This is a genomic window from Wolbachia endosymbiont (group A) of Cydia amplana (genome assembly GCF_964028495.1).
Lineage (GTDB): Bacteria > Pseudomonadota > Alphaproteobacteria > Rickettsiales > Anaplasmataceae > Wolbachia > Wolbachia pipientis.
Genome location: NZ_OZ034792.1, coordinates 1059141 through 1074585, shown reverse-complemented (window position 1 = coordinate 1074585; position 15445 = coordinate 1059141). Strand labels below are relative to the sequence as shown.

At 33.9% G+C, this 15445-nt stretch carries 15 protein-coding genes; 8 read left to right on the top strand and 7 right to left on the bottom strand.

The window, feature by feature from the left end; translation table 11 throughout:
- Positions 1 to 2 precede the first annotated feature (2 nt).
- Complete coding sequence (locus tag ABWU40_RS05320; RefSeq protein WP_015589184.1) at positions 3 to 923, top strand: tyrosine recombinase XerC; 921 nt, start codon at positions 3 to 5, stop codon at positions 921 to 923.
- On the opposite strand, the gene ABWU40_RS05315 is transcribed toward ABWU40_RS05320, so the two are convergent.
- The 5 genes from ABWU40_RS05315 to grxC all read right to left on the bottom strand — a co-directional run bounded on the left by ABWU40_RS05315 (position 920) and on the right by grxC (position 6286).
- Positions 920 to 2407, bottom strand: a complete 1488-nt coding sequence (locus ABWU40_RS05315) for an ankyrin repeat domain-containing protein (protein ID WP_353279161.1) — start codon at positions 2405 to 2407, stop codon at positions 920 to 922. The two genes, ABWU40_RS05320 and ABWU40_RS05315, sit on opposite strands and share 4 nt — an antisense overlap.
- 89 nt (positions 2408 to 2496) lie before the next feature.
- Positions 2497 to 3435: a thioredoxin-disulfide reductase gene (gene trxB / locus ABWU40_RS05310; protein ID WP_353279160.1), complete on the bottom strand. Its 939-nt coding sequence runs from the start codon at positions 3433 to 3435 to the stop codon at positions 2497 to 2499.
- Complete coding sequence (locus ABWU40_RS05305; protein WP_012673206.1) at positions 3422 to 4021, bottom strand: peroxiredoxin; 600 nt, start codon at positions 4019 to 4021, stop codon at positions 3422 to 3424. The genes trxB and ABWU40_RS05305 overlap by 14 nt, the downstream gene beginning before the upstream one ends.
- A gap of 938 nt (positions 4022 to 4959) precedes the next feature.
- Complete coding sequence (locus ABWU40_RS05300; protein ID WP_141457015.1) at positions 4960 to 5832, bottom strand: hypothetical protein; 873 nt, start codon at positions 5830 to 5832, stop codon at positions 4960 to 4962.
- Positions 5833 to 5947: 115 nt separating this feature from the next.
- Positions 5948 to 6286 (bottom strand): glutaredoxin 3, encoded by a 339-nt coding sequence (gene grxC, locus ABWU40_RS05295; RefSeq protein ID WP_151807604.1) that lies wholly within the window; start codon positions 6284 to 6286, stop codon positions 5948 to 5950.
- 60 nt (positions 6287 to 6346) lie between these two features.
- On the opposite strand from grxC, the gene ribF reads away from it, so the two are divergent.
- The 4 genes from ribF to ABWU40_RS05275 are packed head-to-tail and all read left to right on the top strand — an operon-like array spanning position 6347 to position 10428.
- Positions 6347 to 7279 (top strand): riboflavin biosynthesis protein RibF, encoded by a 933-nt coding sequence (ribF, locus tag ABWU40_RS05290; RefSeq protein WP_353279159.1) that lies wholly within the window; start codon positions 6347 to 6349, stop codon positions 7277 to 7279.
- Complete coding sequence (gene lspA, locus ABWU40_RS05285) at positions 7276 to 7752, top strand: signal peptidase II (protein WP_141457013.1); 477 nt, start codon at positions 7276 to 7278, stop codon at positions 7750 to 7752. Before ribF ends, lspA begins: the two co-directional genes overlap by 4 nt.
- 29 nt (positions 7753 to 7781) lie before the next feature.
- Positions 7782 to 9122 (top strand): M16 family metallopeptidase, encoded by a 1341-nt coding sequence (locus tag ABWU40_RS05280; protein WP_141457011.1) that lies wholly within the window; start codon positions 7782 to 7784, stop codon positions 9120 to 9122.
- A complete protein-coding gene (locus tag ABWU40_RS05275) occupies positions 9109 to 10428 on the top strand; it encodes a M16 family metallopeptidase (protein ID WP_015589188.1) in 1320 nt (439 codons plus the stop codon). Before ABWU40_RS05280 ends, ABWU40_RS05275 begins: the two co-directional genes overlap by 14 nt.
- Before the next feature lie 9 nt (positions 10429 to 10437).
- On the opposite strand, the gene purN is transcribed toward ABWU40_RS05275, so the two are convergent.
- Entirely contained in the window at positions 10438 to 10998 is a 561-nt protein-coding gene (purN, locus tag ABWU40_RS05270) for a phosphoribosylglycinamide formyltransferase (RefSeq protein ID WP_015589189.1), read from the bottom strand.
- 304 nt (positions 10999 to 11302) lie between these two features.
- Here purN and ABWU40_RS05265 point away from each other — a divergent pair, with 304 nt between their 5' ends.
- The gene (locus ABWU40_RS05265; protein ID WP_006279382.1) at positions 11303 to 11719 is read left to right on the top strand and encodes a hypothetical protein; all 417 of its coding nucleotides are present in this window, start codon (positions 11303 to 11305) and stop codon (positions 11717 to 11719) included.
- On the opposite strand, the gene ABWU40_RS05260 is transcribed toward ABWU40_RS05265, so the two are convergent.
- Positions 11712 to 12242 (bottom strand): Na+/H+ antiporter subunit E, encoded by a 531-nt coding sequence (locus tag ABWU40_RS05260; protein ID WP_010962821.1) that lies wholly within the window; start codon positions 12240 to 12242, stop codon positions 11712 to 11714. The two genes, ABWU40_RS05265 and ABWU40_RS05260, sit on opposite strands and share 8 nt — an antisense overlap.
- Before the next feature lie 68 nt (positions 12243 to 12310).
- Here ABWU40_RS05260 and ABWU40_RS05255 point away from each other — a divergent pair, with 68 nt between their 5' ends.
- The gene (locus ABWU40_RS05255; protein ID WP_353279158.1) at positions 12311 to 14869 is read left to right on the top strand and encodes an ankyrin repeat domain-containing protein; all 2559 of its coding nucleotides are present in this window, start codon (positions 12311 to 12313) and stop codon (positions 14867 to 14869) included.
- Positions 14870 to 14989: 120 nt separating this feature from the next.
- Entirely contained in the window at positions 14990 to 15439 is a 450-nt protein-coding gene (gene smpB / locus ABWU40_RS05250) for an SsrA-binding protein SmpB (protein ID WP_007548863.1), read from the top strand.
- The last annotated feature ends 6 nt before the right edge of the window (positions 15440 to 15445 follow it).

Sequence of the window (15445 nt, the reverse complement as noted above, 5' to 3'; positions counted from 1 at the left end):
TTGTGGACCTCGGTTCAATCATTGAAAAATGGTATGAGTGGCTGAGGTGCAACAGATCTTATTCACCAAATACTTTAGAGTCATACATGAGGGACTTGAAGGATCTTATAAGTTTCCTAAATACTCACATTGGCGGAGAAGTAAATGTTGGTACTCTGAAAAATTTAAGCATACCTGAGTTAAGAAGTTGGCTTACCTCTCGTTACGCAAGAGGTGTAAACGCAAGATCCAACACTCGAGCACTCTCAGTAATCAGAAATTTCTTCAAGTACATAAAAAATAACCACAATATAGACAATGAAGCTGTATTTTCCTTATCAAGGCCAATTCAGAGAAGAACTCTGCCCAAAGCATTATCAATACCTAATATAAAAACTTTATTGAAAGAAATGAAACTATCCGACCTGGGTGAACCTTGGGTGGTAAAAAGAGAAATTGCGATTATCGTCCTGCTATATGGTACAGGCTTAAGAATCAGTGAAGCGTTGAACCTTAGGGTTAGTGATATCAGTAGCGAAAACTTAATAATTACAGGTAAAGGAGATAAACAAAGGCAGGTATTCATTCTCCCCGTAGTAAAAAAATGTATACAAGAGTATATAAAAGCTTGCCCTTACCTTGATGAAGCACAACATCTTTTTTTGGGAGTAAGAGGAAAAAAATTGGGAAGAACTTATGTGGCCAATCGTTTGCAGAAAATAAGGAGAATGTTAAATTTACCAGAAATTTTATCTCCACATGCATTTCGCCATAGTTTTGCTACTCATTTGCTTCAGGAAGATATTGACATAAGATCAATACAACAACTGCTTGGTCACTCAAGCCTGGAAACTACTCAAATTTACACTCACCTCAATTATCAAGATGTTTTTAACATGTACAAAAATTTTCAGCAGGGCCTGGAGAAGAAATCAAAACTTTAACTTCGTTCTAAACCACCAAGCTGAGTGCTTTCAACATCACTAAGTATTGTGTTTGCTTTATATAAATTACAACATCCTAATAAAAAAAAAGCCAGTGCAACTGCTGTAAAGAAAGCACTTATTATCCCTGGATAATCTTCTATTACTAAACATGCAACAACAGTATATACTCCAAGCAATATAAAACATGCAGAAGCGTAGTTGCTTAGTTTTCTACCAGAAGAAATTGCTTGCGAGGATTTTTCGTTTTTATTACTACGGAGCAGTCTATTTTCTGATGAAAGCCTATCTCTTTCTTCCCTTACTTGTTTCAAATCTCTTTTTAATTGTAAAATTTCGACAGTGTCGCTTGCTCTTCCATACACAATTCTATTAAGTCGAGTTACTTCACTATTTAGATCATTGATTTTTGTTTTTTGAGCCGATTTTTCCTGTCTTACTTGCCCTAAATCTCTTTCTAATAGTGAAATTTTGCTAGTTTTATTCGTTAGCTCTTGCTCTTTTTCTACAAGTTGAGCTTTTGTTCTTTCAAGCCCTTGTAAAAACTTCTCAAAATCTTCTGGTATATTATTCGTATTTGCAGGAAATTTTTCATTTAAATAATCTTTAATAGAGTTAACTGGATTATCAACACCCCCCAATGCAGCAGTAACAACTGCACGATTTATAAAACAATTATCTTCTCTATTAATAGTATCAGTTAATCGGCTCTGAATAGCTTGTTCAATTGTTTGCTTTAATTGTGCATACTGCTCGTAACTAAAATCTAGGTCTTTATGTTTTAAAAGTTTTGTCAATACTTCTTTTTCATCTTCTGTTATCGTTCGTAAACATAATCGAATAATTAAGCTAAGTGGTGTTTTTATTCTTCCATCTTGGGTTCTTCTCCAGCAATTAGGATGAAGCTCTTGATTCAATAGTCTTTTCGCTTGGCAAATATTTCCGCTAGAAAGAGCAGCTAATAATTCTTTTCCTTTCTGTGCTTTTTGTATTTCTATTATCAAATGCCCAGCACGATTTTGTCTAGCACATTCCTCAGGATTTTGATGGTTTTTATTGGTTAGATAAGTGTTTATGTTTGGATGACTTAGTAAGAGTTGTAAAGTTTTCTTTTGTTGAAAGCACATTGCTAGATGCAAAACTGTATTGTTATTATTTTGTTCAGAAATATTAACATCTATGCTCCGGTGCAGTAGGAGCAACCTAATCATATTCTGATATTCTTTTTCTGTTTCAGAGCCTGCAGACAAATTAGTAACTATGGACATCAAAGGTGTCATGCCTTCTTTATCAAACGCATTAACATCCGCACCCTCTGCCAGAGCTTCTTTAAAATCTTCTAGGTTTCCATCATCAATAGCCTTAAATAGCTGTTTTGTTGATTCACTTAGCTGTCTTGAAGTTGTCGGATTTCGAGCTTGCGATGCCGTGTTATCACCACCTCCATAAGCTCCATAACATGCTACACCGTTTCTATAAGGCATACTAAACCCTCTTTATTAATGATTTACTAATATAATTATGTAAAAGAAAAGGAAAATTGCAAGCAATTTATCTAAAATCCTAGAATTAACTACGACTCCAAAAACTTTTCTGCATCAAGCGCAGCCATGCATCCTGTTCCTGCTGCAACTACTGCTTGACGATATACCTTATCTTGAACATCACCTGCAGCAAACACTCCTGCCCTACTAGTTAAAGTTGTTCCAGGTTTTGTAATGATGTAACCCTGCTCATCCATTTCAACAAAGCCTTTAAAAATACCCGTATTTGGTGCATGCCCGATTGCAATGAACACTCCATCCACTTTTAATTCTTGGGTTTCTGCTGATTTAATCGCAATACCAGCAACCCTTTTTGGATTTTCTTCTCCAAGAATCTGCTCTACGGTATGGTTCCACATTACTTTTATTTTATCATTTTTAAAGAGCCTATCTTGCATTACTTTTTCCGCTCTTAATTTATCACGCCTGTGTATTAATATCACTTCTTTGGCAAATCGAGTTAAAAATATTGCTTCTTCAACAGCAGTGTTTCCACCACCAATCACAGCTACAACTTTATTCCTAAAAAATGCACCATCGCAAGTCGCACAAGCTGAAACCCCATAACCCTGAAATTTCTTTTCACTTTCTAAACCAAGCCACTTCGCTTGCGCACCAGATGCAATGATAATTGCATCTGAATAGTAGTCATTGATATTACCAGAAGATCTAAACCTATACTCATTAGAATCCTCAAGTTGTTCAACGCTTTTTATCTCATCATCTATTATTTTTGCTCCAACCTTTTCTGCATGCAACCTCATTTGCTCCATTAGTTCTGGACCCTGTATTGAAACAAAACCAGGATAGTTTTCAACATCTGTAGTAATTGTAAGCTGACCACCAGGCTGCATTCCCGTTACTATAATTGGCTCTAAGTTTGCACGTGCTGCATATATAGCAGCAGCATAACCCGCTGCCCCAGATCCAATAATAAGAACTTTTGTACTAAATTTATAATTCTTCACTGTATGAGTTTAGATAATCAGCTACTCCTTCATCGCTTGCCTGCATTGCTGGCTTACCTTTTTTCCACCCTGCTGGACACACCTCACCATGCTCTTCATTATGTTTAATTGCATCAACGATTCTAACGAATTCATCGATATTACGCCCTAAAGGCAAATCATTTATCGATTGATGACGTACAATAAATTTATCATCAATAACGAAAGTTGCTCTCAGCGCAATTGAGTCATCATATAAGACCCCATAGTCTCTTGATATAGACTTTTTGATATCAGACACTAAAGTGTAGCTAATCTCTCCAATACCACCATCATTAACTGGAGTGTTTCGCCATTTATAATGTGAAAATTTTGAATCTACACTTATTCCTATCACTTCAACACCACGCTTTGCAAACTCATTTATTCTATTATTGAGCGATATCAATTCAGTTGGGCAAACAAAAGTAAAATCAAGTGGATAGAAAAAAAGGACAGCATACTTATTTTTTATGCGCTTACTCAGACAGAAATCATCAACAATTTCTCCGTCAGAGAGAACAGATGAAGCAGTAAAATCGATAGCAGATTTTGTTACAAGATTCATAATTAACCTATTCTTTTAAAATAACTTTAATTTTACATCTTGATAAACTTATATGCAAGTTTTCTTTGGTTTTAGTCCTATAAAAACTTCCTAAAATAGCTCTTCTTTTTTACCGATAAGATACAATCCAGGTTGGAATACTGAGTTGGTGAGTATAAAATTCTACGTCATACCGCCACGAACCGTCATACCGCGATTCATTCGCGGTATCTCTAGATCCCGCTAACAAGTAGCGGGATGACGAGGTTATCGTCATGCCACCGCGAACCGTCATACCGCGATTCATTCGCGGTATCTCGGCCGCTAACACGTAGCGGGATGACGGTTGTCGTTTAGCCATAAACATTAAGAAATTTACCAAACGAAAAAAAAGGCAAAAGAAGCCCCGTGGTTGGCTAATTACTTACATTATACTTTCAAGTATGGCGTTTTTTTATTCTAAACGTTTAATAACCGCGATTCAGTTGCTTTTAAGCCGCAACTAATCTAAATTATAAACATTAAGAAATTTACTAAACAGAAAAAAAGGCAAAAGAAACCCTAGGGTAGCTAGTTATTCACTATCCATTTTTTAAGTTGGCGTTTTTTAATGTTTTAAATGCTTTATAAGCGTATTTCAGCTTGTGTAGGTAAAAACCCAGAAATTTGATAAAGACATAAGGTGCACATAGTGCAAAAAATTAAACATGAGACGCCAGATACGTGAGTTTTTTTGTCATTTAATCTGTACAGAGAAGATAAATAAATAGCTTCAGTTTCATGATAAGGGAGTTGGCGGAGTTTGTCAAGTAAGTTTTTCGCTTCTGCGGGCTACTTGAATAACGGCTACAATGTTCATACAGCTATGTACATAGCTGGAACCCAAAAAAAGAACCAAGTAGCCAAGGCTACTTGGATGACAAAAGGTAATACAAGAAATCTATTGGCTCTCGTATATCTTAGTGAAACTTAACAAGTTTATCTATAGTTTTAGTGATGATTCTTGGAGTATCCGGAGAAACTGCTGAGCTCAGCCTATTTAACCGCTCTATAGCGAACTCGCTATTCTCATTTGCTATGAAATCACATAAAATATTTTCTATATCCTTAGTAACACTTTCATGCTTTCTCAGAGGATGATTATGTGGATACCTACTGATGGTTTTGATACTGGAATACTCAACAAAAGCTTGATCCTTAAAAGCAAGTTGTCTCAATTTCTCTTTGAATTTTCCTTCTTCCTCTTTTGCTAAAAGGCGAGACTTTATCAGTGATTTTATAATCAAATTTATAGCTTGATGTATTTCAGAATGCACTATAACTTTAATGGTATTTTCTTCTACTATACAATCATAAATATTTTTTTCGCTCTGTAACGACTCTATTAATTTCTTGCTACTTTGTGAATTCAATTCCAAATTCTCCTCACTCATAGGAGTTATTATGAAGGTGTTCTTACTCACTCTGATGTTAAATTGTGGAGAGCCTTCAGAAAAGGAAAATGCTACATCCTTAAATTCAAGTGCATGATTGTATGCAGCAAAAAGGGTGTGTGCTATAACACTGCTGGGCACCTTCATTCCATGTTTACTCAGGTGGTTCAATACATTTTCAACCTCATGATATGTAAAGTCTGTATCTTTTAGCAATTCAACAACTTCTATGCCGTTGTGTTGTTTATACTCTATTCTCAATTCTTCTGTAAAAAGTGTTTTAGCTGCTATATGTTTATCAAGCACTGTGAAAATCTTGATGAAATTCTCTAAATCTTGTTTGTTAACTAATTCGATACTAATTAAGTTTCTGCTAATAATTGAAATATTTTTTGTCATTTTTTCCCACTAAAAAAACTCACTGAATGAATTGTATTTTTAATTCATTAAGAATTGTTTAAAGTGAGCATACTAGTTTTCATTTACGTATTACACGACAAAACAAGATAAAAAGTTACATAAAATCATCATGTGGTATAACACACTCTCCACATTCATCATTGCTGTTTGTGTAGGTTGTGACATCAGTGTGATTGTCATTATTATTTAGCATATCATCCAACTTTCCTTCTTTTTCAAGATCCATCAATTTGTCACACCCCCCAATGTGCTTATCGTTGATAAAAATCTGTGGAACTGTTCTAACGTTATACTTTGATTTTATGTTGTTAAATAGATCTGAGTTTTTGAGCACATCAATTTCTTCATACTTCACACCTTTTTTATCTAGTAAATCCTTTGCCCTTATGCAGTATGGACAGCCCTTCTTTACATATATCACAACATTTTTCACAATTTATCTCCGTAGCTTACTAAAATATAGTTATTATATATAAGAAACATATCAAATTGTATGAAAATTATTTATAATTGTGAGCAAGGAATAGAAAATAATATAGCACTAACCTTCGGAAATTTCGATGGCATTCATTTAGGACACGAGTTTGCAATTTCTACTCTAAAGAAGGTAGCACAAGAAAGAGGATTACCCTCTGCAGTTTTAACTTTTGAGCCTCACCCATCAACTGTTTTATTTGGTAGAAACAATTTTAGGTTAATAGACCAAGAACAAAAAAAGGAACTAATCAGCAGCTATGGTATAGATTACTTATATATTATTAATTTTAATAGAGGTTTTTCTGAGGTTAGCTGCGATGACTTTATCAGTGAGATTTTAATAGATAAATATGGCGCTAAACACATAATTGTCGGAGAAAATTGCACTTTTGGTCATAAACGATTGGGTAATATATTAACTCTAGAGAAATATTCTGAAATATATGGATACTCTTTGACTAAATTAGAGCCATTAACAATTGACGGCAAAATTTGCTCTTCTTCTTCAATAAGGGAGTATGTACAAAGGGGCGAAATAGAAATTACTAATAAATTGCTCGGCAGGCCTTATCAAGTTTCTGGTGTTGTGACAAAAGGTGCATGTAGAGGTAGAGAAATAGGATTTCCAACCATAAATATTCCTATAGAAGATTGCATGATAAAACCTAAGTTTGGCACATATTACGCTAGAGTGACTTTTCCTGATAGTAATCCAAATTGGTTATATGGAGTAGTCAATATTGGTATGAGACCTACTTTTAAGGATCTGAAAAAGCCTATAATAGAAATGCACATATTCGATTTTGATGAAGACGTATATAGTCATAAAGTCAATATACAACTTTTAAAATTCATAAGGTCAGAAAAAAAATTCCATAGTATTGAGGAGTTAACAAAACAGATAAATTATGATATACTTAAAGTTTATAGGTTAAAGGCAAATTTATGAAAAAGTTATGCTTAGTTGTTATATTAATTATAGTATTGATTGACCAAACGAGCAAATTGTACATAAACTCATTGATTGATGAAGGAGAATCAATTGAGATCGCTAGTTTTATAAAACTAGTTGAAGTTTGGAATTCAGGTATTAGTTTTGGAATGTGTAGCGCTTTACCACATGGCGGTTTCTTTTTTTCAGCATTTTCAATACTAATAATTGGTATACTTGCATATTTGATATACAAGTCTGACGATCAGTCAACTTACCTTGGTTTTTCTCTGATGATTGGTGGAGCAATCGGAAACGTAGTTGATAGGATCTATTGGGGAGCTGTATATGATTTCATATATTTTCATATTGATGATTGGTATTGGCCAGCCTTTAATTTAGCAGATTTATCTATAGTTTGTGGAATGTTTACATTGTTATATAAGTGGTATATATACGATATGCTTATTTCTAAACAAAATGGGGAATAAAGTAATTATGTTTATATTAGGTTAGGATAATGCTTCATAAGCTTTTTAGTTTTCTTATACTACCTGCATTTTTTTTTACTTACCCAATTTCTTCGAATGCTTTAAACATAGAGTACAACATAAAACATGCTAAACTCGATAACGGTTTGGATGTTTATATTGTTCCTAATCATCGGATTCCAGCCGTTTTACATGCAGTAATATACAAAGTTGGGGGAATGGATGATCCAATCGGCAAAGCAGGATTGGCTCACTACTTTGAACATTTAATGTTTGAAACTACAGGAAAGTTCACAGATATAGAAGCCACTATGAGTAGCATTGGGGCTCAATTTAACGCGTTTACCACTAAAGAATATACCTGTTATTTTGAGTTGATCCCCAAAAAAGATTTACCACTTGCAATGGAAGTTGAAGCAGATAGAATGGGCAGCTTTAATGTTACTCAAGACAAAATAGATAGAGAAAAAAACATTGTGTTGGAAGAAAGAAAAATGAGATTTGATAATCATCCTAACAACTTGTTATGGGAAGAAATGAATAGTGCATTTTACCGTACTGGCTATGGTAGGTCTGTTATCGGCTGGGAGAGCGATATCAAAACTTACAATTTGGATGACATAACGAGGTTTCATGATAACTATTATCACTCCGGCAATGCAATATTACTGATTGTGGGTGATGTGGAACTTGATGAAGTAGTGAAATTAGCAGAAGAAAAATATGGCGAAATTAAAGCTAAGCCTGTAATGAGAAATTACCCAAATCAGGATCCAGTGCATAATGCAGGTCTATCGGTGACCTTAGAGAGCACTGAAGTAAAAGAACCAGTTTTATATTTTCGTTATCGTGTACCCTTATTTGAGCATATAAATGAAGCTTCCGCTGCTCATTTAGCGGTTGAAATTTTAGGTGGCGGCAAATCCAGCAAACTGTATAATGATCTGGTTTTAGATGAAGATGTGGCAGTATCAGTGTTTGCTTATTATAATAGCCTAGCTTTTAGTGATGGCTACATTGATATTCAGGTCATTCCAAAAAGCGGAGTTAATTTAGATATTGTTGAAAGAGAGTTAGATAATGCTATTAATAACTTCATGTCTAAAGGAATAACGGATGAGGAGTTGCAAAGCTCGAAATATAGATACAAAGCAGCACAGTTTGATAATCTATCTGACTTAACTCATATAGCGATGTTCTATGTGCCACACCTTGCACTTGGTATTCCACTTGATGAAATAGATATTTCATATAGCAAAATAGATGATGTTAATTTAGAGGATGTAAATAACAAAATTCGTACTATCTTTTCTTCCAATAAGTTAATTGGTCGTTTATTACCAAAAGGAGATAACAATGAGAATAAGTAAATTTGTACTTCTGTTTTTTTTCTGCCTAAGCTTTAATTTACAAGCAAGTGGTAGCTTAAATATAGAGGAGGTCACTACCCGTAAAGGATTTAAGTTTTTATTTGTCGAAAACTGTGCTTTACCAAAAGTTTCACTGAATATATCATTTAAAGATGCAGGTTATGTGTATGAGAATGCAGAAAAACAGGGACTTACCTGGTTTACTTCTCTTATAATTCAAGAAGGGGCAGGAAAAAATGATGCCAAAGATTTTGCGAAAAAGCTTGAAGATAAAGGGATTAGTTTAAATTTTATTGCTGATTTAGAAGCATTTAGGGTTTCATTAAATACTTTGTCTGACAATCTAGAGGAAGCAATTTCATTACTGAGCGATACTATAATGCGTCCTAAAGTTGACCCTGAAGGGTTGAATAGAGTTTTCGAGAAAGCCAAAGTTAATTTTAATAATCTTGAAAAAAGTCCTTATTTTGTTGCTGGAAAAGAATTAGATACGTTATTGTTTAAAAAACATCCTTACTCAAAAAGTGTGTACGGTACTCTTGACACTATAATGAACATTACTAGAGATGATGTTTTAACATACATAAAGCGTAATTTTGCTAAAGATAACATAGTTATCAGTGTTGCTGGTTGTGCAAAAAAAGAAGAAATTATTACATTATTAGATAAATATTTATCTAAATTGCCGTCAAAAAGATCAAAAGTTAGAAAAATACCTGTAAAAAATAATTTTGGTTCTGCAGAAAGTAAGAATATTTTTATGGATATACCACAGAGTGTGATACTTTTTGCTCAAAAAGGTATAGCTTATGAAGATCCTAATTATTATAACGCTGGTGTCTTAATTGATGCACTTGGTGGCATGAGGCTGAATTCAATATTAATGACAGAACTGAGGCAAAACTTGGGTATTACTTATGGTGTTTATGCAAGTATTATTTCCAATAAACATGGAAATATTATATCTGGATTTATAAGTACTGATAGTTCTACTGCTGGCAAAGCTATATCAGCAGTAAAAGATACATTTAGCAGAATAAAAAAGCAAGGAATTGACGAACAATTGTTCAAGGATGCAAAAATTGGCTTGGTAAATAATCTTGTCCTTTTCCTGTCCAATAACACAAATACAGCAACGCTGCTAGATAATATGCAGATAAATGATCGTGATGTTAACCGTATAAATAATTATGCGAATATCATTAATGATGTTAAATTAGAGGAAGTAAACGAACTGGCAAGTTCTTTACTGGAACCTGAAAATTTATTTTTTGTTGAAGTTGGAAAAAACGCTCAAGGTCAATAATTATTACAGTCATATATCTTCTGCTATTGACCTTACTGCTTCTACATAACACTTATGCTCCTTAGCTAGAATGCGTTCTGAGAGGCTTTGAATATCATCAGCTGGTAACACTGGTACAACAACTTGAGCAATTATGGCTCCAGCATCAACTTCAGGAGTGACATAATGTACAGTACAACCTGTAATTTTTACACCTGCTTTTAGAGCTTGCTCTTGAGCGTTTAGACCTTTAAAAGACGGAAGTAAAGAGGGATGAATATTTATAACCTTGTTATGCCATTTACTCAGAAAATCAGCTTTGAGAATTCTCATAAACCCTGCAAGGCAAATTAAATCAACCTTATGTTGAACAAGTATTTCGTGAATTTTACCAGCATCAAGCGGTTTATCTTTAACAATAAACGCTGAGATTCCTGCTTGCTCTGCTATTTTCAGACCAGCAGCTTCGCTATTATTTGTGATAACACATGCAACTTCTGCGGAAAAATTCTGATCTTGACATGCTTCTATTAAGGCCTGCATATTCGACCCCCTACCTGAAATTAGTATTCCGAGTTTTATCTTTTTCATTATAGCACAGTTAGTTTAGAATTTAGTTAATACTAACAAAACAGCTCAAAAGGAAAACTTATTTTATAGCAAAGAAGGCAGACTAAACTCTTTATATAAGTGGACCTCTAATTTTGAACCTCACTGGACAACACAAAATAACGAATAGCCCCATGTACCCAGCTTAAACTAGCTTTAATGCTTAGATATTGTGCTATTTTTGTATAATATACTACTATAAGTATATATTTTTGTAATCGCGTTATTATTTATTTAACAAAGTATTAGTATAATTTATTACACTGGATTAAATGGAGAAAGTTCAATGAGTAAATTACCGAACAATGCAAAAATAGGTAAATCTCAGGTTACTCAGTGGGAGGTAATAAAAAATTGTGAATATGCTGATAATTGCTTGTCAAAAATAGTAACTTTGTACGTTATTAGAATAACTCAGCTATCAGATTTTTATACGAGTGACGAACCTGAAATTAACACTGTTTTAGCAAGAATAAGCGTGACAAGTGAAAATGTATTTTTAAACAAGGCTACTACTATTGAAGTTATGGAAGGTATTTTTCCGTATAAATTCAACAGCAAGAAGAGAAATAACATATTAAGGTTAGAAGATTTGTATAATTATTTATGTTCTATTGTTAACAATAGCCTTCCAAAAGAAATGCTTGAAAGTCTTGTAAGGGAATATAAGGATGCTGTTAACTTATTTAAAGCAATTACTTAACTGAACGTAGTATTTTTAAGATTTTATTTTCTATTTCAGAAATGCCGCTTTCAAGATCTTTATCTATCAAATACATGGTAGAGAAATATGTTTTCTGCTTACTTTCAACATTGATAGTTAAAGTTCCGGGAGTGATTGTGACTGAATTGGCAAATAACGCAATGCTTTCATCATTATGCCCTTTGCATTTTCTTAGAATAATGATTGGCTCAAGCTTAGATTTGAGTTGTAGCACCTTTTTTGTTACATAAACACTTGATAAAATGATTTGGTACATTAACCATGGTATATAACTTACTAACTTATAAAACGACAGTCTACTCGTACTATTTAAAATCTGGCTAAGAGCTCTTTCAGCGTTTATCAACCTTCTAAAGATAAACGATGTGAATATAGAGGAAAACACTCCACAAAAAATAAAAAACGGCTCAAAATAACCAGACAATACAGTCCATAGAACAAATAAAATTATAAATGACAGAGAAAAAAACTTGATTTCCTTCCTAAAGTTGAGGTTTTTCATAGTCTGTAATATAACTTAAATGACTCTTTAAGGAAAGATAATAACGAATATTTAGGTTCTTGACTTCTATGTTAAAAGATATAACAACTAAGTTATGTATTTTAAGTGAGGAAGTTATGAAATATGGCAAATTTATGGAAATATTAAAAAAAATAAATGACCTTTCAGATTTGAGCAAGGACAATATAGTTGAAAAAATAAAAGCTAAGTTACAAGAAGAAGATCCAGATTTATGTCAAGAGTGGGAAAAGAGTAAACCTGACAACGATAGTGGATCTGGCATAAATTACATATTTACTATATCTTGTGGTCAAAATTCTAAGAAAGTCAAATTGTTACATCTTGCTTCTTATTGGAACTATGCAAATGTAGCAAAAGCTCTGATTGAAAACGGGGCAGATATTAATGCAGAACATGATAATAAAATTACTCCTTTACATATTGCTGCTCACTATGGCCACGAAGATGTAGTAACCATTCTAACTGGAAAAGGAGCAATTGTTGATGCAAAAAATGGTGATGGATGGACTTCTTTACATTTTGCTGTTGAAAAGAACCACAAAAATGTAGTAAACACTCTAATTGGAAAAGGAGCAAATGTTAATGCAGAAAATGATAAAGGATGGGCTCCTTTACATCTTGCTATTACAAATGGCCACAAAAAGATAGTACAAGTTCTATCAAAAGCAGAAGGAATCAACGTTGATGCAAAAAATAGTGATGGGTGGACTTCTTTACATATTGCTGCTCACTATGGCCACGAAGATGTAGTAACCATTCTAACTGGAAAAGGAGCAATTGTTGATGCAAAAAATGGTGATGGATGGACTTCTTTACATTTTGCTGTTGAAAAGAACCACAAAAATGTAGTAAACACTCTAATTGGAAAAGGAGCAAATGTTAATGCAGAAAATGATAAAGGATGGGCTCCTTTACATCTTGCTATTACAAATGGCCACAAAGAGATAGTACAAGTTCTATCAAAAGCAGAAGGAATCAACGTTGATGCAAAAAATAGTGATGGGTGGACTTCTTTACATATTGCTGCTCACTATGGCCACGAAGATGTAGTAACCATTCTAACTGGAAAAGGAGCAATTGTTGATGCAAAAAATGGTGATGGATGGACTTCTTTACATTTTGCTGTTGAAAAGAACCACAAAAATGTAGTAAACACTCTAATTGGAAAAGGAGCAAAGGTTAATGCAGAAAATGATGATAGATGTACTGCTTTACATCTTGCTGCTGAAAATAACCACATAGAGGTAGTAAAAATTCTAGTTGAGAAAGCAGATGTTAATGCAGAAGGTATTGTGGACGAGACTCCTTTGCATGTTGCAGCCAGAGAGGGCCATAAAGATGTAGTAGACATTCTAATCGCAAAAGGAGCAAAGGTTAATGCAGAAAATGATGATAGATGTACTGCTTTACATCTTGCTGCTGAAAATAACCACATAGAGGTAGTAAAAATTCTAGTTGAGAAAGCAGATGTTAATATAAAGGATGCTGATAGATGGACTCCTTTGCATGTTGCAGCCAGAGAGGGCCATAAAGATGTAGTAGACATTCTAATCGCAAAAGGAGCAAAGGTTAATGCAGAAAATGATGATAGATGTACTGCTTTACATCTTGCTGCTGAAAATAACCACATAGAGGTAGTAAAAATTCTAGTTGAGAAAGCAGATGTTAATGCAGAAGGTATTGTGGACGAGACTCCTTTACATCTTGCAGCCAGAGAGGGCCATAAAGATGTAGTAGACATTCTAATCAAAAAAGGAGCAAAGGTTAATGCAGAAAATGATGATAGATGTACTGCTTTACATCTTGCTGCTGAAAATAACCACATAGAGGTAGTAAAAATTCTAGTTGAGAAAGCAGATGTTAATATAAAGGATGCTGATAGATGGACTCCTTTGCATCTTGCTGCTAAAAATGGCCACGAAGATGTAGTAAAAACTCTAATCGCAAAAGGAGCAAAGGTTAATGCAGAAAATGATGATAGATGTACTGCTTTACATCTTGCTGCTAAAAATGGCCACGAAGATGTAGTAAAAACTCTAATCGCAAAAGGAGCAGAGGTTAATGCAAACAATGGTGATAGACGTACTCCTTTACATCTTGCTGCTGAAAATGGCAAAATAAAAGTGGTGGAAGTTCTGCTACACACTGAAGCAGACCCTTCATTAAAAGATGTTGATGGAAAAACGCCAAGAGACCTTACTAAATATCAAGGTATAATTCAGCTTTTAGAGGAAGCGGAAAAAAAGCAAACGTTAAAAAATGAGAATAAAAAAACGCCAAAGGATCTTACTGAAAATAAAGATGTAATGCAGCTTCCAGAGAAAAAGGAAGAAAAACAAATTGGAAAAAATGCAATTGTGAAAGAAAAAGAACAATCTGCAAAAAATGCAATTGTAAAAGGTATTATTGTGTGTTTTGTAACTGCAGTGATAGTTGGTGTTGCACTTGCATTTGCTACTGCCCTATCTGTACCAGCAATAATTGGACTAGCTGCAGGATCTGCGCTCATAGTTGGTGCTGGTCAATATATAATGTCAAAGCCTAAAACTGAAATGAAAGAAGTAAAGGAACTTGTGCCTAGAGAGACAGAAAAAGCACTTACTTGATTTTTGTTATCCTGTTGCTATCAGACTAGCCTGGCACCTTATATTTATTGGGATAACTGTTTTATTATGAATTAAGTCAAAAACTCTGTAATATATTGAAGCTTAAAGATATCTTTAGATATGGAAGTTATTGCAGAAAATAGGAAAGCAAGGTTTGAATATTTCATCTTAGAAGAATTTGAAGCGGGTATGGTCTTATTAAGCAGTGAAGTTAAATCGCTAAGAGAAAGAAAAGTAAATATTTCCGACGCCTACGTTGTTGAAAAGAATAGCGAAGTATGGCTGCACAATATGCATATTGCAGAATATAAAGCTGCGAACCGCAAAAATCATAAACCAAAAAGGGAACGTAAATTACTCTTGCATAAAAAGGAGATAAATAAACTAATTGGTCAAATCAAGACTGCTGGGATAACTGTTGTGCCGCTTTCGGTCTATTTTAACGATAAAGGATTTGCAAAAACTAAAATTGCCATTGTAAAAGGAAAAAAACTCTACGATAAGAGAGCAACCATAAAACAGAGAGAGTGGGATCGTGAAAAAAGTAGATTGTCTAAAAATAATTTATAGCAAAAT

Bases quoted from the DNA above. Each gene is read 5' to 3' on its own strand.
- ABWU40_RS05305 (WP_012673206.1), bottom strand. From the start codon at position 4,021: ATGAATCTTGTAACAAAATCTGCTATCGATTTTACTGCTTCATCTGTT.
- purN (WP_015589189.1), bottom strand. From the start codon at position 10,998: ATGAAAAAGATAAAACTCGGAATACTAATTTCAGGTAGGGGGTCGAAT.
- ABWU40_RS05275 (WP_015589188.1), top strand. From the start codon at position 9,109: ATGAGAATAAGTAAATTTGTACTTCTGTTTTTTTTCTGCCTAAGCTTT.
- smpB (WP_007548863.1), top strand. From the start codon at position 14,990: ATGGAAGTTATTGCAGAAAATAGGAAAGCAAGGTTTGAATATTTCATC.
- ABWU40_RS05300 (WP_141457015.1), bottom strand. From the start codon at position 5,832: ATGACAAAAAATATTTCAATTATTAGCAGAAACTTAATTAGTATCGAA.
- ABWU40_RS05260 (WP_010962821.1), bottom strand. From the start codon at position 12,242: ATGAAAAACCTCAACTTTAGGAAGGAAATCAAGTTTTTTTCTCTGTCA.
- ABWU40_RS05280 (WP_141457011.1), top strand. From the start codon at position 7,782: ATGCTTCATAAGCTTTTTAGTTTTCTTATACTACCTGCATTTTTTTTT.
- ABWU40_RS05265 (WP_006279382.1), top strand. From the start codon at position 11,303: ATGAGTAAATTACCGAACAATGCAAAAATAGGTAAATCTCAGGTTACT.
- lspA (WP_141457013.1), top strand. From the start codon at position 7,276: ATGAAAAAGTTATGCTTAGTTGTTATATTAATTATAGTATTGATTGAC.
- ABWU40_RS05315 (WP_353279161.1), bottom strand. From the start codon at position 2,407: ATGCCTTATAGAAACGGTGTAGCATGTTATGGAGCTTATGGAGGTGGT.
- ABWU40_RS05255 (WP_353279158.1), top strand. From the start codon at position 12,311: ATGTTAAAAGATATAACAACTAAGTTATGTATTTTAAGTGAGGAAGTT.
- ribF (WP_353279159.1), top strand. From the start codon at position 6,347: ATGAAAATTATTTATAATTGTGAGCAAGGAATAGAAAATAATATAGCA.